Consider the following 20850-nt stretch of genomic DNA (forward strand, 5'->3'; position numbering starts at 1 on the left):
ACGATATCGGTGCGATAAGGTCCGGCTGAAGAATGACACCGCCGGGAGCAAGACGTGGCCTCTGACATTTTGTTGGGAATCGATACCGGTGGAACCTATACCGATGCGGTTCTCTTCAGCGAAACTAGGGGCGTCATCGCCAAAGCAAAATCACTCACCACCCGACACGATCTATCAGTTGGCATTTCCGGTGCCGTTGAAGCCGTTCTGACGAGTTCCGGGGTCCTTAGCACACAGGTTTCGCTGGTTTCGCTTTCCACCACCCTGGCGACCAACGCGCTGGTCGAGGGACATGGCGGCCGCGCTGGCCTGGTGATGATTGGATTTGGTCCGGAAGATCTCGGGCGTGACGGCCTTGATCAGGCTCTCGGGAAGGATCCCGTGGTCTTCCTGAAGGGCGGACATGATGTACACGGGACAGAAACGCCGCTTGAGCTTGGCCCGCTCGAATCCGCCATGAGCGATCTGAAAGACAGTGTTACATCCTTTGCGGTAGCAGGATATTTTGCCGTCAGAAACCCTTCACACGAATTGAAAGTAAGGGATTTCCTGCGGTCCCATTCGCCGCTGCCTGTTACCTGCAGCCATCAACTTTCTTCGAAACTCGGAGGTCCTCGACGCGCCCTCACGACGCTGCTGAACTCACGCCTGGTATCGATGATCGACCGGCTTGTCGGTGCGTGCGAAGATTTCATGCGCGCGCGGGGCATAACAGCCCCGACGATGGTTGTCAGAGGTGATGGAGCTCTGATCTCCGCTGCGGAGGCGCGCCTCAGGCCCATTGAGACCATATTGTCGGGTCCGGCCGCAAGTCTGATCGGCGCCCAGTTCCTGACAGGCCGCAGCGATGCAGTCGTTTCAGACATTGGCGGTACGACCACCGATGTCGCCATTCTCGACAAAGGTCGACCACGCCTGGATGCCGAAGGCGCCGTCGTCGGCGGGTATCGAACCATGGTGGAAGCCGTGGCCATGCGGACATATGGGCTCGGCGGTGACTCGGAAGTGCGGGTTAACGACCGGGGGCTTGCGGCCTCGATCGAGCTAGGGCCGCGTCGGCTAATGCCGCTCAGCCTTGCCGCCTGGATCCATGGTGACGAAGTAAGCGCTGTTCTCGAACGTCAGCTAAAGGCGAGTTACATAGGTCGTTACGACGGTCGCTTCGCGGTCCGAACCGGTGTTCCGGCGCGTTTTGCCGCAGGCTTGGAGAAGAAAGAGATCGAGCTGTTTGACCGGATAGGCATGGTGCCCGTGCCGCTGGATCAGCTTATTAGTGTCACACCGCAGAAAGCGACGTTAGATCGGCTGGTTTCCCGTGGTCTTGTCCATGTCTGCGGCGTAACGCCGTCAGACGCCCTTCACGTGCTCGACCGTCAGCATCAATGGGATCGCGAAAGCGCTCTCTTGGGCCTGGAACTTCTTGCTCGCACCCGGGATGGCGCAGGTCGGCCAATCGCCGATTCCGCTGTAACGATGGCAAACCGGATCGTCGATCGGTTGACGCGTCAATCCGCAGACTTGCTGATCGCATCAGCGCTTTCCGAGGACGGCGTTTTCGATGTCGATCCGGCCCGGTCACCTATGGTGGATCGCGCGCTAAACCGTGCAGGCGGCATTGTGCGTCTTTCCATATCGCTTGATCGTCCGTTGATCGGTTTGGGTGCATCCGCCCGGGAATACTATCCGGCCATTGCCGCGCAACTGTCGGCCGAATCGATTGTTCCGGACGAAGCGGATGTGGCAAACGCCGTCGGGGCAGTGGTTGGCCAAGTCCGCTCGGCTGTTACCGTCTTTGTCACCTCGCCGGAGGAGGGGCGGTTCGTTCTTGCCGGCGCGGGCGAGAATCGACTGTTTGCTGACGAGGCTCAGGCTCTCGCGGCAGCCGAGGAGCGTGCGCGTGCCGTTGCGCTGGAGCAGGCGATTGTCAACGGCGCTAACGATCCTGCCGTTCTGTGTGACGTTTTCATCCAAGCGCCGGAGATTGAGGGGCGGAAAAAGCTGATCGAAGCGCGTATTGTCGCCACAGCGAGCGGCCGACCTCGCTTTGCAAGCTAAACTCTTTCCGTATTGGAAAGAATCCTTCGAACTTATGCCGCATTGACTTGAATTCGCATCGCGAGTTTGCTGCGCATCAAGAATGTGAACGTTTCCGGAGAAATGATATGAATCGCGTGGATGCGCACGGCCTTGCCTTCGATGGGCAACTTTACGATTTCCTTTGCAGCCATGCTCTGCCGGGAACTGGCGTAGACCAGGAAACGTTTTTCCGCGCGTTCTCCGATATCGTACATGACCTTGCACCCCGCAATGAGGCTCTTCTTGCTGTGCGGGATGAGATGCAACACCAGTTGGATACCTGGTACCGCGAAAACGGTGCACCGTCGGATATTGCTGACTATGAAGCATTTCTGCGACGGATTCGGTATCTTCTGCCGGAGGGTGCAGCCTTCTCGGTATCCACGAGCAATGTAGACCCGGAAATATCGTCGATCGCGGGGCCGCAGCTGGTCGTTCCCGTGATGAACGCCCGATACGCTCTCAACGCCGCGAACGCACGCTGGGGCTCGCTCTACGATGCGCTTTATGGAACGGATGCCATTCCCGAAGAGGACGGGGCCGAGAGGCAAGCCGCTTACAATCCGGTTCGAGGCGAAAAAGTCATCGCGTGGGCACGCACGTTCCTTGACGATGCCGTGCCGCTTGGCCTCGGCCGTTGGAAGGATGTCGCGTCGTTTTCGATCCTGAATGCGGCTCTTCATATCACACTCGTTGATGGGCAACAGACATCTGTGGCCGATCAAAGTCAGTTCGTCGCTTATTCAGGACCCGTCGATCACCCCAACACGGTCGTATTGCGGCGAAACGGACTTCATATTCAGCTCATCTTCGACGCGGAAGGAAACATCGGACGCACAGACCGAGCTCACATTGATGATATTCGCCTCGAATCAGCGATCACGACGATTATGGATTGTGAGGACTCAGTCGCTGCGGTCGATGCCCAGGACAAGGTAGCGGTGTACGCCAACTGGCTTGGTCTCATGCGCGGAAATTTGACGGAAGACGTTACCAAGGGCGGCTCTGTCTTCACCCGTCGTCTGGCACCCGATATCTCGTGCAAAGCGCCCGACGGATCATCTTTGCAGCTTCGCGGCCGTTCGTTGATGCTCGTTCGAAACGTCGGTCACCTCATGACCAATCCGGCGATTCTTGATCGCTCTGGAAAGGAAGTGCCGGAAGGGATCATGGACGCCGTGATCACCGCCTTGATCGCTCTTCACGATATTGGTCCGAATGGCCGCCGAAAAAATTCTCCGGCAGGTTCCATGTACGTGGTCAAACCGAAAATGCATGGCCCGGACGAGGTAGCATTTGCCTGTGATCTATTCGCGCGGGTGGAACAAGCGTTTGGTATGGCGCCCAACACGATCAAGATGGGGATCATGGACGAGGAGCGGCGTACCACCGTCAATCTCAAGGAGTGCATACGTGTCGCCCGCGAGCGCGTGGTCTTCATCAACACCGGTTTTCTGGACCGGACCGGCGATGAAATCCACACGTCGATGGAAGCAGGGCCGATGATACGGAAGGGTGATATGAAGCAGGCCGCCTGGATCGCCGCCTATGAGAACTGGAATGTCGATATCGGCCTTGAATGCGGTCTGTCGGGACATGCCCAGATCGGCAAGGGTATGTGGGCGATGCCGGATCTGATGGGCGCGATGCTGGAACAGAAGATCGCGCACCCAAAGGCGGGAGCCAATACAGCATGGGTTCCGTCACCGACCGCCGCCACCCTGCACGCAACCCACTATCATCGAATTTCGGTGAAGGACGTCCAGCAGGCGCTCATGAATCGGAAGCGTGCGAACTTGCACGACATCCTCTCGGTCCCTGTTGCAGTGCGTCCAAACTGGACGGCGGAAGAAATACAGCGGGAACTCGATAACAACGCACAGGGGATCTTGGGTTACGTTGTCCGCTGGATCGATCAAGGAGTGGGTTGTTCCAAGGTTCCGGATATTAACAACATTGGCTTGATGGAGGACCGCGCCACCCTTCGGATTTCAGCCCAACACATGGCGAACTGGCTCCGTCACGGCGTCGTTTCGGAGCAGCAGATTGTCGAGACAATGAAGAGAATGGCAATTGTGGTCGACGCTCAAAACAAGGACGATGTAGCTTACCGACCTATGGCGCCTGACTTCGACTCCTCGGTTGCTTTCCAAGCCGCTGTGGAACTTGTGCTGAAAGGACGTGAGCAGCCTAACGGATATACGGAACCGGTTCTGCATCGGCGCCGACAGGAGTTGAAGGCGAAGCTCTCAGCCTAAAAACTTACTGCATACAGAAAAGCCGCCGGAAATCGGCGGCTTTATAATGTCGCACGTGCCGAGGGCCTACTGGATCACGACGACCTTCGCGCCCTTTCCAGGGCGGACACGGTTGTAGAGGTCAATCACGTCCTGGTTCATCAGGCGGATGCAGCCAGATGACGCGGCGGTGCCGATCGACGCCCACTCAGGTGTACCGTGCAAACGGAAAAGCGTGTCCTGACCTTTCTCGTTAAACAGATACATCGCACGCGCGCCCAGCGGATTATTAAGGCCCGGCCCCATGCCGTCATCGACGTATCTGGCGATCTCGGGCTTCCGGACCGCCATTTCTTTCGGCGGGTGCCAGGTCGGCCAAGCCTGCTTCCAAGCGATATAGGCCGTCCCAGACCAGGCAAAGCCCTGCTTGCCGACGCCAATGCCATAACGCATGGCTTTGCCATTCGGCAGAATGTAGTAAAGGAATCGCTCACGGGTATTCACAACGATTGTTCCGGGCTTCTCGTCAGTCTTGTAGGAGACGATCTGCCTGTGAAATTTTGGATTGACCCGATTGATGGGAATAGCGGGCAGCGTGTAGCCGGCGTCCGACATTTTGCCATAGGAGTCTGAGAAAATCTGGCCTTTCTCGATCTTGGCGGTGTCGGTCGAATTGTCGGTCGTTGTGCATCCGGTGAGCGCTAGCGCTGCTACAAGGCCGAACGCTGTCAAGGTATTGCGGAATCGCATGGAGGGCTCGTGTGAAAGGCTGGATAATGGTCGACTACCGACCATCTGTGATTATGGTTTATTTTGAATTAATTCGGCCTTGGCAATACTGTGCACGGCGCAGAGGACGAACGCCGCAGCAAATTAAAACTGCATTGCTTTTTTGCAACATGTGGACCCGGCAATGGAGGATTTGTCCATGACTCTTTTGTCAATCGCGGCAAACAATCCGTTAGTGGATGGGCGCCAATCGACGAATGCGCTTCTTGTGCGTAGAGGCGTTCAGATCCTGCTCAGCGAGATGCGTCACGCTTTGCTTCCGGAACTGACACTTTCAAACGGCCGACGCGCCGACCTGGTAGCGTTGTCCGAAAAGGGTGAGATCTGGATCATTGAGGTGAAGTCCTCGATTGATGACTTCAAGGTCGATCGGAAATGGCCGGATTACAGGCTTCATTGCGACCGCTTGTTCTTCGCCACTCATCCCGGCGTTCCCGCTGAGATATTCCCACAGGACTGTGGCCTTATCCTGTCTGACGGTCGTGGCGCTGATTTGCTGCGTGAGGCACCAGTCCACCCCCTGCCGCCTGCACGCCGGAAAGCGATCACTCTGTCTTTTTCTCGCACGGCTGCACAAAGACTTATGCAGGCAGAGTGGGCGGCGACGACTGTCTCCTAGCGAACGGTCTATTTCGGAGCGCGCTTGGCGAGGATTCGCTGCAATGTGCGGCGGTGCATGTTAAGGCGGCGCGCCGTTTCCGAGACATTCCTTTCGCAAGCTTCATAGACGCGTTGTATGTGCTCCCAACGCACCCGATCCGCGGACATGGGGTTCTCCGGAACCTCCGCCTTTTCACCGGGCTTCTGCGTAAGAGCGTTGAAAACGTCATCCGCGTCAGCCGGCTTAGACAGGTAATCCAACGCTCCAAGTTTGACCGCGGTGACAGCCGTGGCAATGTTGCCGTATCCCGTCAGCACGACGATCTTTGTGTCATCGCGTCGCTGCCGGATCGCCTCTATCACGTCCAGGCCGTTGCCGTCTCCAAGCCTCAGGTCGACGACCGCGTATTTTGGGGTCGCGCTTTTGGACTTTGCTACGCCTTCGGCCACGGAAGCTGCGATGTCGACCGTAAATCCTCTCGACTCCATAGCCCGTGCAAGCCTTCGCAGAAAGGGAACGTCGTCGTCGACAATCAGCAGAGTCGGATCCGATCCAATCATTTCGACCGAGGTGTTTCCGCCAGTTCCGGGTGTTCCGGCTACCGATGCATTGTTTTCGCTCATGACACCTCCACGGCATTCGACCCGCATTATTCCGACTGAGGACTATATAGGGCCGCAAACATCATTTTGTCGAACTGATGTCGAGGCGTTGGCGAGGCCAAATGACGCTGACGCGTGCGCCGGGTTCAGGCGCCGCGCGATTCTCGAACCTTAGCTTGGCACCCGACCTCTCAAGCAGCGTTTTGGCAATGAACAGGCCGAGCCCGAGGCCGCCTGCACTGTCTGGCCGCGTCCTGGTCGTCATGTACGGCTCGCCAATACGCGCAAGGATATCGAGAGAATATCCTGGCCCGTCGTCCTCCAGCACGATCGAAATCGTATCCTGATTATGACCGACGAAGACGACAACCCTGCTCTTTGCGAAGTCAACGGCGTTTTCAATGAGATTCCCAAGACCAAAGAGGATTCCGGGATTTCGGCTTAGAAGCGGTTCGGGTTCTTGGGTCTTGGTTTCGATCAGCTCGACGGCAATGCCAAATTCGCGGTGTGGCGCCATCACCTCCTCCATCATGGAAGAGAGAGTCAGCCGTCGCATATGTTCTTCGCTTTCCGATGGAAGGCTCGTCAGGCGACGAAGAATATCACGGCATCGTTCACTCTGGCTTCGCAGCAATTGGACGTCTTCGCCGAAGCGCTCGTCCTGACCCAGTTCGCGCTCCATCTCCTTGGCAACGACGCTAATCGTTGCCAATGGAGTCCCTAGCTCGTGTGCTGCGGCGGCGGCTAGTCCGTCCAGTTGCGATAGGTGCTTCTCCCTTTGCAGGACGAGTTCCGTTGCCGCGAGCGCATCAGCGAGAAGCGATGCTTCTTGTGATACTCGGTATGCATAGAAGGCGGCAAAGCCCATCATCGAGATCACGGAGCACCATGTCGCAACCTGCATCAGCGGCTTTACGTTCAAGATTTCCCCGCTGAACCAGGGCAGGGGGAAAGGCGAAAGGAAAAGCACTGTAACGGCCACCACCGCCAACGCCATCAGACCGATGGAGTGTCTGAGGGGTTGGGAAGCGAAGGAAATGATAACCGGAACGCACATCAGCGGAGCGAAAGGGTTCGCGAGCCCCCCGGTTATGAAAAGCAAAGCCGCCAGTTGCAGCAAATCAAGTGCTAGGAGACCCGATGCCGCCAGGGGCTTGAGGCGATGTGTCGGAGGGAACAGTAGTGATAGGGATATGTTTGCAAGAGCAAGCGCCGCAATCAGTCCAAGGCTGGCGACGACGGGCAGATCGAAATGTAGCCAGAATGCCACGGCGAAGACTGTGACGCTTTGACCCGCAACGGCCAGCCACCGCAATCGGACGAGCGTTTCAAGACGCAGTCGCCGGCTGGTATTGTCGAAACCAGGACTGGAGGTATGTTGTGGCTCCATATCACACTTCCCGATTATCGTGCTCGCGGCTTGGCTCGCGTCGTTGGATTGGCGTCTGCAGGGTTGTCCGGCCACTCGTGTTTCGGATACCGGCCACGCATCTCCGCGCGTACATCCCTCCATGAGCCAGACCAGAATCCCGGGAGATCGCGCGTCGTCTGGATAGGTCGGTGGGCTGGTGACGTCAATTCAAGCAGCAGCGGCAGCCTGCCGTTACCGATTGTCGGATGGTCCTTCAACCCGTACAGTTCCTGGACGCGAATGGAGACCGTCGGCTCTTGCCCATTGTATCGGATGGGATGATTCTGCCCTGTGGGTGCTGTGAAATGGGTCGGGGCCAAGCGATCCATTTCCCTTTGCAGATTGAAAGGAATGATCGACACGAGTCCCTCATGCAGACTGCCGGGCGATATGTCCGCAAGGCTTCGCACGGAACCCTGAAATGGGACGAACCACGCCTCAAGCAGCGAAATCAGTGCTTCATCGGACATATCTGGCCACGGCTCGCCGATGGCGCGACGGAGAAACTCGACGCGTTGCCGGAACTGTATCGCCGCCGTCCCGAACGGGAGAATCCCAATACCCAGTTGACGAACCCCTTCCGCCAACCCCTTTGCAGTTAGCTCTCCCGGCGGCACGGGAAGCGGTGTTTCCTCAAGTGTAATGGCACCGACTTTCACGGTTCTCCGGGCACGAACCTGACGGCTGTCGGTGTCGAAATAGCTTTCCTCGCACTTCTGTATCGCGCCGGGAAGCAGGTCTTGGATATCGTCCTTGTCGATACGCGCGGCCGCAAGGATTCGAGGTTTTTCCGCCCGTCCGGTGACATCGGCGACCACGAGCATCCTCTCGCTTGCCAGCCGTTCGCTCTGATCGAGTTCCCCTCCGCGCCCATTGGCCATCAGGAACCGCCCAGGTGCGCCTCGGGCGAAAGCGATCCGATCGGGATAGGCAAACAGCAGAAGCTGTCCAGCTGTCATCGACGCAGCAGAGTCATTATTGACGAGAGATGTGGCGATCTGCCTCGCAAGCCGTTTTGCCGCAGTGGCTCTCGCGGAGCTGTCTCGGTCGAAATGAAGCAGGCGCTCGTCAAGGTCGATGTTCTGTCCACCGATGCCCGGTTCTCCGACGAGAACCGCAAGCCTGGCGGCCCTTTCGGCCTGACCGTAAGCGGCAGCGCTGAGGATCATAGCCGAAAGGCGCGGCTCGAGCCCCAACCGCCGAATCTGTCGGCCTCTCTCTGTCAGCGCTCCGGCTGGGTCGAGCGCCCCAAACGTCCGAAGCAGGCTCCGCGCCTCGGCAAGAGCCGGTGCGGGTGGAAAGTCGATGAAGGCCAGCGCTTGCGGATCACGAACCCCCCAGATGGCGAGATCCAGTGCAAACCCCGTGAGGTCGGTGCTCAGGATGGATGGCGGGGTGAACGCGGGCAAAGCAGCGGTCTGTCCAGCATGCCATAGCCTTATTGCGATTCCCGGCTCGGTTCGGCCCGCGCGTCCCGCGCGTTGATCGGCCGACGCCTTCGAGACCCGTGTCGTCTCCAGCCTCGTGATCCCGGTGGAGGGCTCGTAGACAGGCAAACGCTGCAGGCCGCTGTCGATAACAATCCGCACGCCGTCGATGGTAATCGAGGTTTCGGCGATCGAGGTTGCAAGCACCACCTTCCGCAGCCCTGACGGAGCGGGCCTTATGGCCTCGTCCTGTTCCTTGCCTGTGAGATTGCCGTACAGCGACGTTATCGCGATGTTGTCGTCAATGATCGATTGAAGTCGCTCCGCAACCCGTCTTATTTCCGCCTGTCCCGGGAGAAAGGCAAGGATCGACCCTTCTTCCTCCCGCAATGCCTGGCTTACAGCCGTTGTCACTGTTTCTTCTATCGAGGCTGTGCCGGGTCTGTCCCGATACCGGATCTCGACGGGAAAGGCTCTTCCCGGGCTTTTGATAACGGGTGCCGTTTCGAGCAGTTGCGCCAAGCGATCGACATCCAGCGTCGCGGACATCACAACGATCTTCAGGTCGGGTCGCAGAGCCGATTGAACGTCAAGCGCCAGCGCGAGTCCGAAATCCGCGTCGAGAGAACGTTCGTGAAATTCGTCGAAGATAACGGCAGCGATGCCTGGCAGGTCCGGTTCCTCCAGGATCATCCGGGTGAAGACACCTTCAGTAACCACCTCTATGCGGGTGGCGGACGAGATACGGTTATCAAGACGCATCCTGTAGCCGACGGTCTGACCGACTTCTTCGCCCAGCAGGTCGGCCATGCGGCGTGCGGCAGCCCGCGCAGCAAGTCTTCGGGGTTCAAGAAGAAGTATCCGTCCGTCCTTCCGCCATTCTTGCTCGAGGAGGTGGAGCGGTACCAGCGTTGTCTTGCCGGCGCCGGGAGGGGCAGTGAGAATGGCGCGGTTACCGTCGCTGAGCGCGCGCGACAGTTCACCAAGAACGGACGAAACGGGAAGGTGCGGAAGATCGACAGTCAAGTTGCCTTGATTCCGTGTAACGACGATGTGCTTTCATAAGCCAGGATTGCCGCAGCAAGATCTTCGATCGCCGCGCCAACCGATTTGAAAAGGGTAATGTCGGAACGTTCCGATCGGCCGGGAACACGTCCTGCAACAAGTTCCGACAATTCGCCGATGATGGAGGCCTCGTTGATGACACCGTTTTTTATTGCCTGGACGATATCTCCTGCTTCCGAAAGCGCGCCCGCTCGCGTGTCGACATACACCTTCGCCCGCCGGATGACCTCATCGTCACTTTCACGCATGGACGGCTTGAAGGCACCGACAAGATCGACGTGACATCCAGGCTGGAGCCACGCACCTTGGACCAGCGGCTCTTCGGAAAGCGTAGCGCATGAAACAATGTCGGCCGACCGCACACCCGTCTCGATGTCGGGGCACCTTTCGGCATCAAGCCCGAGCGACCGGGCCATCCGCGCCGTGTGCTCGACCTTTTCCTCCGACCGGCCCCACACGAGAAACCGCCGCAAAGGATGGACGCTCGCATGCGCCTGCATCAAATTGAGGGAGAGGCGGCCAGTCCCGATCATCATCATAGTTTCTGAATCGGGACGCGCCAGATACTGAGACGCCAGTGCAGACGCCGCTGCCGTACGCCGAGCCGTCAATTCCCCGCCATCGACGACAGCCAGCAGTTCGCCGGTGCTTCCTGACGTCAGCATATAGCTGCCGTTAACGGCGGGTAGACCCCTGGAACCGTTGCCCGGATAGACCGAGACGAGCTTCACACCTGCATATTCGCCGGGTAGCCATGCGGGCATCAGCAAAAGGGTCGCTGTCGGTTCGCCGGGCACCTGAATGTCATGGTGATGCCGAACCGGCATAACGCTCGGGGCGACGAACATGGCTTCGAGAGCCTTTATAAGCGAGTCCCAGGGAAGTGCGGCGGCCGTCTCCGCTGCATTCAATACGATCATGTTGTCTTGTCTCCGTAGCGTTGGTTGGAGAGTAGCCAACGGATCTGCGCATTCAACCCGAATTGCGCCTGAATTGCTTCCTGTTACGTCTGAATAATGGGAATTCCCCATTCCTTTCAATCACTTGTATCTTTTTCGTGATTTTTTTGAGTTATGAGTTGACTTGTTTTTGGAGTGGGCCTAGAAAGCGCCTCACCGAAGGCGATAAAAACCGCCGAACGGGGTACCGGAAGGTACCACTATACTAACTAAACGAGGTGCCCCCGGTACCCCGTCCGCTTCCCCTTTGTTTCGAGTGACGGGGAAGGAAATTACAGGTGATGCCGAACCGGAGGGGGAAGACCTCTGCGGGGTTTTGGGGTGCGCGGGATTTTGGAGGGGGTTGGCGAATGGGATTGAAGGAGATGGATGGTGTTGCGCGAAAGGAAATGGTGGGGAAGTGCCCCTCATCCGCCTGCCGGCACCTTCTCCCCGCATGCGGGGAGAAGGAGGATGGAGCGCCGGCGGTGCCACGTGTCCCCTCTCCCCGTCAGAACGGGGGTGAGGCGCGGTCCGCGCAGCGGAGCAATCGATCCGGCGAATCGATTGCAGCAACGAACGCCTTGAGCTCTGGCGAAAAGCCGGCCGGGTGGCGACAGCCGGATGAGGGGGGCAGCGCGCGATGACAACAGGCCAAAGCGTCCCATACGAAAGGGGGATGTGAAATCCGGTGTCACCCTATCGGAAATTAACGCTTCATATATCACTAATATTTTACTCTCGTTATACGCGAAATCCGCTACCACCGAAATTTGTCCTCGGCCAGGCGCGATGTCCGCACCCGACGGTCACAAGACCGTCGATCTGGATCACAACGAAGGACGACACTGCCATGTTTGGCCTTTCATCTCAGCTTACCAACGCCCGGCTCGAGGCGCTCGAAACCGTGTCGGCGAACATCATGATCGCCGATGCCAAGCTCAATATCACCTACATGAATCCGGCCGTCCGGACTCTGCTGAAAGAGGCGGAGGCCGATCTCAAGAAGGAACTGCCGCGCTTCGACACGGCAACCCTGATCGGCAGCAATATCGACATCTTCCACAAGAACCCCACCCATCAGCGCGGCATGCTGTCGGCGCTCAGAAACCAGCACAAGGCGACCATCTGGGTCGGCCATCATGCGTTCGACCTGATCGTGACCCCGCTCAAGAAGGGCGACAAGATCGAGGGCTTCGTGGTGGAGTGGGCGAATGCCGCCCAGCGCCTGCTCAATCTCGATTTCTGCAACCAGCTCAAGGCGATCAGCCGGGCGCAGGCGGTGATCGAATTTCAGACCGATGGCACGATCATGACCGCCAACGAGAATTTCACGAAGACAACAGGCTATTCGACCGCCGAGATCATCGGCAAGAACCATCGCATGTTCGTTGCCAAGGGTCCCGAGGGTGACGCCGAGTATGACGAGCTGTGGGCCGACTTGCGCGACAACCGGCCGCGGATCGGCGACATCGTGCGCTATGGCAAGAACGGGGAGCCGGTCTTCCTGAACGCCTCCTACAACCCAATCACCGACGAACATGGCAAGGTGGTGAAAATCGTCAAGTTCGCCACCGATGTGAGCGGCCGCGTGCAGGCGGTCAACACCATCGGCGACGCGCTTGCCGAACTCGCCGGCGGCAATCTGACCGTTCACCTCGACCGGGCCTTCACCAAGGAGTTCGAACCGCTGCGCAACAACATGAACGAAGCGGTCAAGAAGCTCGGCGAGGCCATGGCCGACGTGTCGCGGTCGACCGACCAGATCGACAGCGGCTCGCGCGAGATCAGCCACAGCTCCAATGATCTCGCCAAGCGCACCGAACAGCAGGCGGCGGCGCTCGAGGAAACCGCGGCGGCGCTCGACGAGATCACCGTCAACGTCAAGAACGCCTCGCAGCGGACCGACGAGGCGCGCAAGGCGACGCAGGCGGCCGATTCCAACGCGATCCGCTCGGGCCAGATCGTGGCGGAGGCCGTCGATGCCATGGCGCGGATCGAGGGATCCTCGCACCAGATCTCCAACATCATCGGCGTGATCGACGAGATCGCGTTCCAGACCAACCTTCTGGCGCTCAACGCCGGCGTCGAGGCTGCGCGTGCCGGTGAAGCCGGCAAGGGTTTTGCCGTCGTCGCGCAGGAAGTCCGAGAACTCGCCCAGCGCTCGGCCCAGGCGGCGAAGGAGATCAAGGAACTGATCCAGAACTCCTCGAACGAGGTCAAGACCGGGGTGAAGCTCGTGAGCGAGACCGGCGAGGCGCTGAAGACGATCCAGGAAAACATCGTCGAGGTGAACAACCACATGGACGCCATCGCGAGCTCTGCGCGCGAACAGTCGACGGGGCTCTCCGAGATCAACTCCGCCGTCAACCAGATGGACCAGACGACGCAACAGAATGCGGCGATGGTGGAAGAAGCCTCGGCCGCCAGCGCCACGCTCGCCCGCGAAACCGAACGGCTCCGGGGTCTGGTGGCGCGCTTCGACATCCCGTCCTCCGGACAGGATCGCCCGGTCGTCGCAACCGCCGCGGCGACACCGCCGGCCCGCAAGGCCGCGCCGCGCGCCCGGCCGGCGGTCGCCGGCAATACCGCCCTCAAGCAGGAGGACTGGCAGGAATTCTGACCTGCCCGCGTGAACCGCGACGTCCTCCCCGCCGCGACACTTTCTCTTCCTCCTCGAGGCAAGAGGCCGGCCCTTAGGGGTCGGCCTCTTCTCATTTTCGGACTGGGGAACGACGTCGCGGCAATCTCGCCCGGTACCGTTTCGCCAGGCGTGTGGAGAGCGGGCCGGAGCATCAGCCAGTTGGGAACAGCCGCAGCAAGCCTTGGCGCCCCGCCGCCGTACCCTTCAAACCAACCAGGAAACCGCGCATGCAAAAGGGGCCCGCAGGCCCCTTCATCGCGTCATGCAGGACCGGTTCGTCAGAGCATCGCGAGGTAGCGCGGCAATTCGGCCATGCGCGGCACGACGATCAGGGTCGCGACCTCGCCGCGCTTGAAGGCGTTGAGGAACCGCTTGTAGTCGGGGAAGACGACGCAGCCTGACGAGTCGCCGGGAACGCGCAGCAGATAGCTGTGGGTGAGGAAGCCGTCACGGCCGTACATCTTGGCGTCGCCGACGGGCAGCATGCGGATCGCCTCGACGCCGTGGAACAGGCTTTCGCGCATGCGCAGCTTGTAGACGTTCGGCGGCGTCGAGCCGCGGTTCTTGACGTGGACGTATTTCGGATTGTCGCGATACTGTCCGCGACCGGACGACGCCGGGATCTTCTCGCCGTTCGGCATGTAGACGATGCCGGCGGTGATGTCATAGACGGCGATGCGGCTGCCGCGTCCGGGAAGCTTCGCTGTCTTGCGACCGAAGAGCGACGGGCGCTTGTCGTCTTCCTCGACGATCGGGCTGTCCGGCTTGGCGAGCGCCAGCTTGCTCGGCTTCGTCGTGCTCGGCACGAGCTTGCGCGGCGCCGGAATGTCGGGTTTCGTCAACGGGACCGGAATGTCCTCGATGAGTCCGGCCTCGGCCTCGTCGACACCTGACAGCACACGGTTGAACGGATCGTCCTCGGCCGCATCGCTCATGACGTCGGCGGAGGATTGCGAAGGCGCGTAGGCAAGCATGGTGCCGGAGGCGGTCTCACCGGCATCGGCGTCGTCACCGGTCCGCAGCGACGCCATTCTTGTCGCTTCGCTCGAAAGTTTCAAATTCTGCTTGCCGAGTTCGCTCGCCAGCGCCAGACGCGCGGTGCGCTGGTCGGCCGCATCTTCCATCGCCTCCTTCAGGATCGCGAGAGCGGTCTCGTCGGCAAGCACGCTGCGGCGCTGCGGGCGGGTGGATTTGTCGACGGATGCGAGCGTTAGGTCGCCGGGAAGCACGGCGATCGCCGGATCCTCGGTGACGGCGAGTGCGGCCATCATCCGCTCATGCGCTTCCTCGAAGGAATGCTCGTCCGCGGTCTCGACATAGCGTCCGGCCTTCTGCGGACCGGAGGAGATAGCTGCCGGCCGCTGTTCGACGGCGGCGACCAGCGGTCCGGTGCTGCTGCCGTCGAGCGGGCGTGCCGAAAACGTGCCGAGCGCCAGAACGGCGGCGCCGACAACGACGACGCCGGAGGCGGCAGCGGCAAGCACGAGGCCACCGGCTGTGAAGCGGGACAACAGGGGTGCGGAACGGCCGGCGGCAATACCGTCACGGCTGGACTTCTTCGAGGACGCCATACTCTCACTCGTACCCAGACAGGTCACTCGGCCGAGGGTTACGCTGGAACTCCAACCGCCCGAACCGCTCCGGTTATGATCGAAAGACATGAGCCCCCAAACCGGATGCTCTAAAGTATGAAAGAACTTGGTAACCAAGTCCTAAACGCATCCAACCTTAATTTAGGGATGCGGATACCCGGCCGCGATGGCCATTTTGCGTCCAAATTGTCGCAGGAAAGTGATCGGGCAGCGTGGTCTAGGCTGATGGTGACGGTCACGCTCCGGCCGAAGATATGGCCGGAGCCGTGCGGCCCGAAGCGATGACGCACGCACCGTGGGCACCATCATCTCCTGTAAAAAACGGCATCGATCATCCCGGCGTGTCGCGAGAACACCCGCCATAGCAACACAGCGACAACCCACATCACATTCCAGGCGATGACCACATCGGAGAGGAAGTGAGCGCCGAAGGCGACCCTGTTCAGGGAAATGCATGCCGCCATCAAGCCGACTATCGAGAGATAGAACTTCGCGTATCGAGGCTTGATGAAGATCACCAGCGTCAGCAGGGCAAAGGCGCTCGCCGCTTCTCCCGAAATGAAAGAGCAATTGCGCATGCACTGATCGCTGATATCCCATGGCGGCGTGAAAATGGCGCTGCCGCCGAACTCCTCCAGGACTTTTGGGCGTGCCCTGCCGACCAGAGCCTTGATCCCTTGAACGCAAAGTCCCGGACCGACCGCGAAGAAGGTGATCACGAACAGCAATTTGTGTGGCGACGCCAATCGCCTCGCCTGTTCCGTGACCATGATCGCGGTGAGCACGGCCGCCGCCGTGCCGATCACCAGCCAGGGCATGAACCGGTTGGCATCGCGCAACGCGATGAGCGCGTAATTGCTTTCAAATTCGAAACCGTTTGCGGCGTCCCAAAAAAAGCGACTTGTGATCAGATCCAGTTCAGGGAGCGCGGCGAAGATGATGGAGACGAAGCCGAGAGAAATGAGGGCATAGGGAAGGAGATCCTCCGTCTTGTCGCCCGGCTGTTGGGAAATTGTTTTTTGAAGATTGTTCAGGTGTGCCAGTTGCATCATCAGTTCCTCGTTGAGGAACCGGTTCTCGCGCCCGATTGTCAAGATTTGGCGGAGAGCTTGAGTAGGGACCGTCAAAGGCGTTAGGCTTTATCATGATTTCATCACTCGTGCTGGTGGTCGAGGACGACGCGGAGATAGCGCTGCTTCTGGAGCGCTACCTTGTCCGCTCCGGATATCGGACCGTTAAAGCATCGACGGGACAGACGGCGCTCGTCCATCTGCAGATGTTGCGGCCGGACCTGGTGGTTCTGGACGTCGGCCTGCCTGACATCGACGGTTTCGACCTGCTCGCCAAGATCCGGGCGGAATCGCCTGTACCGGTCATCTTCGTGTCGGCGATGGATGACGACACGGACAAGCTGCTCGGCCTCAAGCTCGGTGCCGACGACTATGTCACCAAGCCGTTCAATCCGCAGGAAGTGGTCGCACGCGTTGGTGCCGTCCTCAAGCGGACAAAAGGAACTGCCGGCAGCGAGGTGATCCGGCACGAGCAGATCGAGGTGCATCTGGATTCGTATATCGCCATGACGACAAACGACAATCGTCGGGTCGAGCTGCCACTCACCGCCACCGAATTTCGTCTGCTCGTCTGCTTCATCCGGTCCCCCTTCAAGACATTCGAGAGAGCCTCATTGCTGGATGCATGCATGCCGGAAAGCGAGGCGCTGGACCGGACCGTCGATACGCATGTTGCCAATCTGAGGCGAAAGCTTTCGGATGGCGGCCAGGGCGGCTACATCACTACCGTCCGGGGGATCGGCTACCGGTTCGCGAGGTCGCCAGGTGTCTAGGCGCCCTTCCCTTTCGATCCTGGCGGCGATGCTGGTCTCCTTCACCCAGATCATCACGATCGCGCTGCTCTACATTTCCGTCGACTGGTACATCGATCATGTCGAACTGTCCGCGATCGAAACCCTTCCCGACGACGCCAGATCCGCCTTTGTCAGCCTGAACAACGGCGAGGTTCCCGATCAGGACGACCTGGCGGCATTGGTGGAGCTTTACCCGCAGCTGGAGGAGATGACGGAGGCAACGCCCATCGTCGGCGTTTTAGGCTTCGGCTTTGCCCTGATCCTCTTTACCAGCGCGATAGGGGTGCTTCTCGCCTACAGGATCGTCGCCCCGCTGACCCGTTTGACCGCGGCCGCGGAACAGATCGGCAAGGGCGATTTCCAGGTCGAGGTCGAGCCGGGCGCCACGAAGGAAGTCGAGGTGCTCGCCACGACGATCAATCGCATGGCCAGCGAATTGCTCGCGCTCGAGACACGACTGAAGTTCAATTCGCGAGCAGTCGCCCACGAATTGCGGACGCCGCTGACCGTCCTGCAGGGCAATCTGCAGGGCATGGCGGATGGCGTGGTCGAGACCAGCGAGGAGCGCGTACGCGCCCTGCTTCTGCAGACGCAAAGCATATCGGGCGTCGTCGACCAGCTCAATACGCTGTCGCTGGCGGGAACTGCCGATTTTATCACAGCGAACACGGAGACTGATCTGGCTCTGCATGTCTCGGATACCGTCGACCTGTTCCAGGCCTCCGCCGGACCTGCAATCGACTGCCGAATGGAGCTTCTGCCGGCGCCTGCGAAGATCGACCCCCCTCGGTTTCGCCAAGCGCTTCTCGCCCTTCTGGAAAACGCGCGCAAATACGCGGGCGAGTTCGGCCCCATCGAGGTCAGCACCGGGGTGGACGATTCCGGGCGGTCCTTCGTCTCCGTCAGCGATCATGGCCCCGGACTGCCCAGCAATGTCGAGCATTCCTCGTTCGACATGTTCTGGCGAAGTGCTGCGGCGGACGGCCGTGGCGGGGGCGGTTCAGGGCTTGGGCTGACCGTCGTCAAGGCCATCGCCGAGGGGCATGGTGCGCGGCTGGAGGTCGGCAACAGGCCCGACGGTGGGGCCTATGCCACGATCATCTTCAACGACGGGGAGTGACTTGGGTCAGACCGCGCGGGTGAGCCCGCCGTCGACGCGGATGTTCTGGCCGGTGATGTAGCCGGCTCCGTCGGAGGCGAGGAAGGCGACGGTGGCGGCGATTTCCTCGCTGGTGCCGTAGCGCTTCATCGGCACGCCCTCACGCCGCTCCTCGGTTTTCGGCAGGCTGTCGATCCACCCGGGCAGCACATTGTTCATGCGCACATTGTCGGCGGCATAGGTGTCGGCGAAGATCTTGGTGAAGGCGGCAAGCCCCGAGCGAAAGACGGCCGAGGTCGGGAACATCGAGGACGGCTCGAAGGCCCAGGCGGTGGAGATGTTGATGATCGTGCCCGACTTCTGCGCCTGCATGACGGGCGTGACGAGGCGGGTCGGGCGGATGACATTCAGGAGATAGACCTCCATGCCGGTCGCCCACTGCTCGTCGGTGATATCGAGAATGGATGCGCGGGGACCATGTCCGGCGCTGTTGACGAGCACATCGATGCGGCCGAAGCGCTCCATGGTGCCGTCGACGAGACGCTGGAGGTCTTCGGGCGAGCGGTTGGAGCCGGTGACGCCAAAACCGCCGAGTTCGACGGCCAGCGCCTCGCCCTTGCCGGAGGACGAGAGGATCGCGACCTTGTAACCGTCGGCGGCAAGACGCCTGGCGCATGCCGCGCCCATTCCGCTTCCACCCGCCGTGACGATCGCGACCTTATCTGACATTCCGCATTCTCCCTGCTTATTTGAGAGCGCGATCATTTCGACCGGGTGGCGGATTGTCGAGTCAGAAAAAGTGAAGCCGGCGCGGTTCGTCGCGCCGGCTTCACCGCAATGGACTGTCGGACGCGCTTACCAGCTGCGGACGTCGAGCACGCGATCCTTGTGGGCCGGATGCGTGGAGAAGACGAAGATGCGGTCGAGCTCCTTCTGCGTCAGCAGGCGCAGGAAGCGGATCTCCGCAGTGTTGTTGGCGAAGGTCTTCATCAGGATGGCGCCGACCTTGCTGATGCGGGCATCCGGGATGTCGAAATAGAATTGTTTGGGCAGATCGACCTTGGTGATGAAGGCGACGATCGCGCCGCTCAAGGAAATACGGATAACATCGCAACGGCGGGCCGCCATATGGGTCATGCCGTTTTCGGTGTACTCAAGACGGCCGGCGTTCATCGTGTCTTCCATGCGGAACCGGTTCTCCCGGTCGTACATGAAGGACTCCTCGCGCTGCAGATAGGTCGTCGACGGACGATTCGCCGTGGCCATGTGTTTGCCCCATATTTCTTGTTGAACCACACCGCCAAAATAGCGGATGAGATTTAACAGTTGGTATGAGCATACGGCCAGAAATCGCCTTGCGGCGCGGCAGAATTCAACATGGATAACAATCCGTTACCGGAATTCACCGACGATAGGTTCGGCCCGCCTCGTCAAACAGGTGCAGGCGATGAGGATCGGCTGCGAAGCGCAGCTTCTCACCCTTCTTCACATCCGCGATGCCCTGCAGCTTGACGACGATCGGCTCGTCCTCGACCGGGCCGTCGACATAGAGCAGCGTGACCTCGCCGAGCTGCTCCACGATCGACACCGTACCCTCGAACAGCGCGTTGTCGCCTTTGGCGATGGTGAGGTCTTCCGGGCGAACGCCAAAGCTCGCCTTCTTGCCCTTTTCGGACGCCTCCGTCGCGACATCGACCGTCACCCGGCTGCCGTCCTTCAAGGTGATGCCGGTGCTGGCGCCGGTGGTTTCGATCGTCGCCGGCATGATGTTCATGGCCGGCGAGCCGATGAAGCGGGCGACAAAGAGATTGGCCGGGCGCTCGTAGAGCTCCAGCGGCGGGCCGACCTGTTCGATCTTGCCGGCGGAGAGCACGACGATCCGGTCTGCAAGCGTCATCGCCTCGACCTGGTCGTGGGTGACGTAGATCATCGTCGTGTCGGGCATCGACTCGTTGAGCTTGGCGATCTCGATGCGGGTGGCAACGCGCAGTGCTGCATCGAGGTTGGACAGCGGCTCGTCGAACAGGAAGACCTTGGGGTCGCGGCAGATGGCGCGACCGATCGCGACGCGCTGGCGCTGACCGCCGGAAAGCGCCTTCGGCAGACGGTCGAGATAGGGCTCAAGCTGCAGGATGGCGGCCGCCGACTTGACGCGGCGGTCGATTTCCTCGCGGCTTTCGCCGGCGATGCGCATGCCGAAGGCCATGTTGTCGTAGACCGTCATGTGCGGATAGAGCGCGTAGGACTGAAAAACCATCGCGATGCCGCGCTTCGAGGGCGGCACGTCGTTGACCTTCTGGCCGTCGATCCACATCTCACCCGAGGTGATGTCCTCAAGGCCGGCGATCATGCGCAACAGCGTGGACTTGCCGCAGCCCGACGGGCCGACGAACACGACGAACTCGCCCTGCCTGATCTCCAGATCGACCCCGTGAATGACCTTCACCTGGCCGTAAGACTTGCGGATGTCCTTCAGAACGAGTCCCGTCATGCTCTTTCCTCCCT

At 60.1% G+C, this 20850-nt stretch carries 16 protein-coding genes; 6 read left to right on the top strand and 10 right to left on the bottom strand.

From position 1 onward, the window contains the following. Positions 1-54: 54 nt before the first annotated feature. Positions 55-2055 (top strand): hydantoinase/oxoprolinase family protein, encoded by a 2001-nt coding sequence (locus J5J09_RS01030; protein ID WP_208547868.1) that lies wholly within the window; start codon positions 55-57, stop codon positions 2053-2055. A 107-nt stretch (positions 2056-2162) separates the two neighbouring features. Next, positions 2163-4334: a malate synthase G gene (locus J5J09_RS01035; RefSeq protein WP_208547869.1), complete on the top strand. Its 2172-nt coding sequence runs from the start codon at positions 2163-2165 to the stop codon at positions 4332-4334. A gap of 66 nt (positions 4335-4400) precedes the next feature. Here the strand turns inward: J5J09_RS01035 and J5J09_RS01040 are convergent, their stop codons facing one another. Next, positions 4401-5063, bottom strand: a complete 663-nt coding sequence (locus J5J09_RS01040) for a L,D-transpeptidase (protein WP_208547870.1) — start codon at positions 5061-5063, stop codon at positions 4401-4403. A gap of 178 nt (positions 5064-5241) precedes the next feature. On the opposite strand from J5J09_RS01040, the gene J5J09_RS01045 reads away from it, so the two are divergent. Then, complete coding sequence (locus J5J09_RS01045; RefSeq protein WP_208552952.1) at positions 5242-5721, top strand: MmcB family DNA repair protein; 480 nt, start codon at positions 5242-5244, stop codon at positions 5719-5721. Between the two features lie 8 nt (positions 5722-5729). On the opposite strand, the gene J5J09_RS01050 is transcribed toward J5J09_RS01045, so the two are convergent. The 4 genes from J5J09_RS01050 to J5J09_RS01065 all read right to left on the bottom strand — a co-directional run bounded on the left by J5J09_RS01050 (position 5730) and on the right by J5J09_RS01065 (position 11128). Continuing rightward, on the bottom strand, positions 5730-6326 hold the full coding sequence (locus J5J09_RS01050; RefSeq protein ID WP_281436199.1) for an ActR/PrrA/RegA family redox response regulator transcription factor: 597 nt from the start codon (positions 6324-6326) through the stop codon (positions 5730-5732). 61 nt (positions 6327-6387) lie between these two features. Beyond that, positions 6388-7695 (bottom strand): ActS/PrrB/RegB family redox-sensitive histidine kinase, encoded by a 1308-nt coding sequence (locus J5J09_RS01055; RefSeq protein WP_208547871.1) that lies wholly within the window; start codon positions 7693-7695, stop codon positions 6388-6390. A gap of 14 nt (positions 7696-7709) precedes the next feature. Further along, positions 7710-10169: an ATP-dependent helicase HrpB gene (gene hrpB / locus J5J09_RS01060; RefSeq protein ID WP_208547872.1), complete on the bottom strand. Its 2460-nt coding sequence runs from the start codon at positions 10167-10169 to the stop codon at positions 7710-7712. Continuing rightward, positions 10166-11128, bottom strand: a complete 963-nt coding sequence (locus J5J09_RS01065) for an ornithine cyclodeaminase family protein (protein ID WP_208547873.1) — start codon at positions 11126-11128, stop codon at positions 10166-10168. Before J5J09_RS01065 ends, hrpB begins: the two co-directional genes overlap by 4 nt. 871 nt (positions 11129-11999) lie before the next feature. Between J5J09_RS01065 and J5J09_RS01070 the strand changes: the two genes are divergently transcribed. Then, positions 12000-13769: a methyl-accepting chemotaxis protein gene (locus J5J09_RS01070; protein ID WP_208547874.1), complete on the top strand. Its 1770-nt coding sequence runs from the start codon at positions 12000-12002 to the stop codon at positions 13767-13769. A 299-nt stretch (positions 13770-14068) separates the two neighbouring features. Here the strand turns inward: J5J09_RS01070 and J5J09_RS01075 are convergent, their stop codons facing one another. Further along, positions 14069-15361, bottom strand: coding sequence for a DUF2778 domain-containing protein (locus tag J5J09_RS01075; protein ID WP_246745764.1), 1293 nt, complete (start codon positions 15359-15361; stop codon positions 14069-14071). A 326-nt stretch (positions 15362-15687) separates the two neighbouring features. After that, positions 15688-16434: a phosphatase PAP2 family protein gene (locus J5J09_RS01080; RefSeq protein WP_208547875.1), complete on the bottom strand. Its 747-nt coding sequence runs from the start codon at positions 16432-16434 to the stop codon at positions 15688-15690. Positions 16435-16526: 92 nt separating this feature from the next. Here J5J09_RS01080 and J5J09_RS01085 point away from each other — a divergent pair, with 92 nt between their 5' ends. Both J5J09_RS01085 and J5J09_RS01090 read left to right on the top strand, forming a co-directional pair. Beyond that, on the top strand, positions 16527-17225 hold the full coding sequence (locus J5J09_RS01085) for a response regulator transcription factor (protein ID WP_208547876.1): 699 nt from the start codon (positions 16527-16529) through the stop codon (positions 17223-17225). Further along, positions 17218-18366: a HAMP domain-containing sensor histidine kinase gene (locus tag J5J09_RS01090; RefSeq protein ID WP_208547877.1), complete on the top strand. Its 1149-nt coding sequence runs from the start codon at positions 17218-17220 to the stop codon at positions 18364-18366. Before J5J09_RS01085 ends, J5J09_RS01090 begins: the two co-directional genes overlap by 8 nt. Before the next feature lie 6 nt (positions 18367-18372). Here J5J09_RS01090 and J5J09_RS01095 read toward each other — a convergent pair whose 3' ends face one another. From J5J09_RS01095 to ugpC, 3 genes are all read right to left on the bottom strand, one after another. Next, the gene (locus J5J09_RS01095; RefSeq protein WP_208547878.1) at positions 18373-19074 is read right to left on the bottom strand and encodes an SDR family oxidoreductase; all 702 of its coding nucleotides are present in this window, start codon (positions 19072-19074) and stop codon (positions 18373-18375) included. Between the two features lie 126 nt (positions 19075-19200). Then, positions 19201-19611, bottom strand: coding sequence for a hypothetical protein (locus J5J09_RS01100; RefSeq protein ID WP_208547879.1), 411 nt, complete (start codon positions 19609-19611; stop codon positions 19201-19203). Between the two features lie 136 nt (positions 19612-19747). Continuing rightward, positions 19748-20836, bottom strand: coding sequence for a sn-glycerol-3-phosphate ABC transporter ATP-binding protein UgpC (ugpC, locus tag J5J09_RS01105; RefSeq protein ID WP_208547880.1), 1089 nt, complete (start codon positions 20834-20836; stop codon positions 19748-19750). Between the last annotated feature and the right edge of the window lie 14 nt (positions 20837-20850).

This window comes from Ciceribacter sp. L1K22, assembly GCF_017599385.1.
Taxonomy (GTDB): domain Bacteria; phylum Pseudomonadota; class Alphaproteobacteria; order Rhizobiales; family Rhizobiaceae; genus Allorhizobium.

What these genes read in the sequence shown, in the direction of transcription:
- J5J09_RS01035 (WP_208547869.1), top strand. Translation starts at nt 2,163, where the DNA reads ATGAATCGCGTGGATGCGCACGGCCTTGCCTTCGATGGGCAACTTTAC.
- J5J09_RS01040 (WP_208547870.1), bottom strand. Translation starts at nt 5,063, where the DNA reads ATGCGATTCCGCAATACCTTGACAGCGTTCGGCCTTGTAGCAGCGCTA.
- J5J09_RS01080 (WP_208547875.1), bottom strand. Translation starts at nt 16,434, where the DNA reads ATGATGCAACTGGCACACCTGAACAATCTTCAAAAAACAATTTCCCAA.
- J5J09_RS01075 (WP_246745764.1), bottom strand. Translation starts at nt 15,361, where the DNA reads ATGGCGTCCTCGAAGAAGTCCAGCCGTGACGGTATTGCCGCCGGCCGT.
- J5J09_RS01070 (WP_208547874.1), top strand. Translation starts at nt 12,000, where the DNA reads ATGTTTGGCCTTTCATCTCAGCTTACCAACGCCCGGCTCGAGGCGCTC.
- J5J09_RS01065 (WP_208547873.1), bottom strand. Translation starts at nt 11,128, where the DNA reads ATGATCGTATTGAATGCAGCGGAGACGGCCGCCGCACTTCCCTGGGAC.
- J5J09_RS01085 (WP_208547876.1), top strand. Translation starts at nt 16,527, where the DNA reads ATGATTTCATCACTCGTGCTGGTGGTCGAGGACGACGCGGAGATAGCG.
- J5J09_RS01100 (WP_208547879.1), bottom strand. Translation starts at nt 19,611, where the DNA reads ATGGCCACGGCGAATCGTCCGTCGACGACCTATCTGCAGCGCGAGGAG.
- J5J09_RS01045 (WP_208552952.1), top strand. Translation starts at nt 5,242, where the DNA reads ATGACTCTTTTGTCAATCGCGGCAAACAATCCGTTAGTGGATGGGCGC.
- J5J09_RS01050 (WP_281436199.1), bottom strand. Translation starts at nt 6,326, where the DNA reads ATGAGCGAAAACAATGCATCGGTAGCCGGAACACCCGGAACTGGCGGA.
- J5J09_RS01095 (WP_208547878.1), bottom strand. Translation starts at nt 19,074, where the DNA reads ATGTCAGATAAGGTCGCGATCGTCACGGCGGGTGGAAGCGGAATGGGC.
- ugpC (WP_208547880.1), bottom strand. Translation starts at nt 20,836, where the DNA reads ATGACGGGACTCGTTCTGAAGGACATCCGCAAGTCTTACGGCCAGGTG.
- J5J09_RS01055 (WP_208547871.1), bottom strand. Translation starts at nt 7,695, where the DNA reads ATGGAGCCACAACATACCTCCAGTCCTGGTTTCGACAATACCAGCCGG.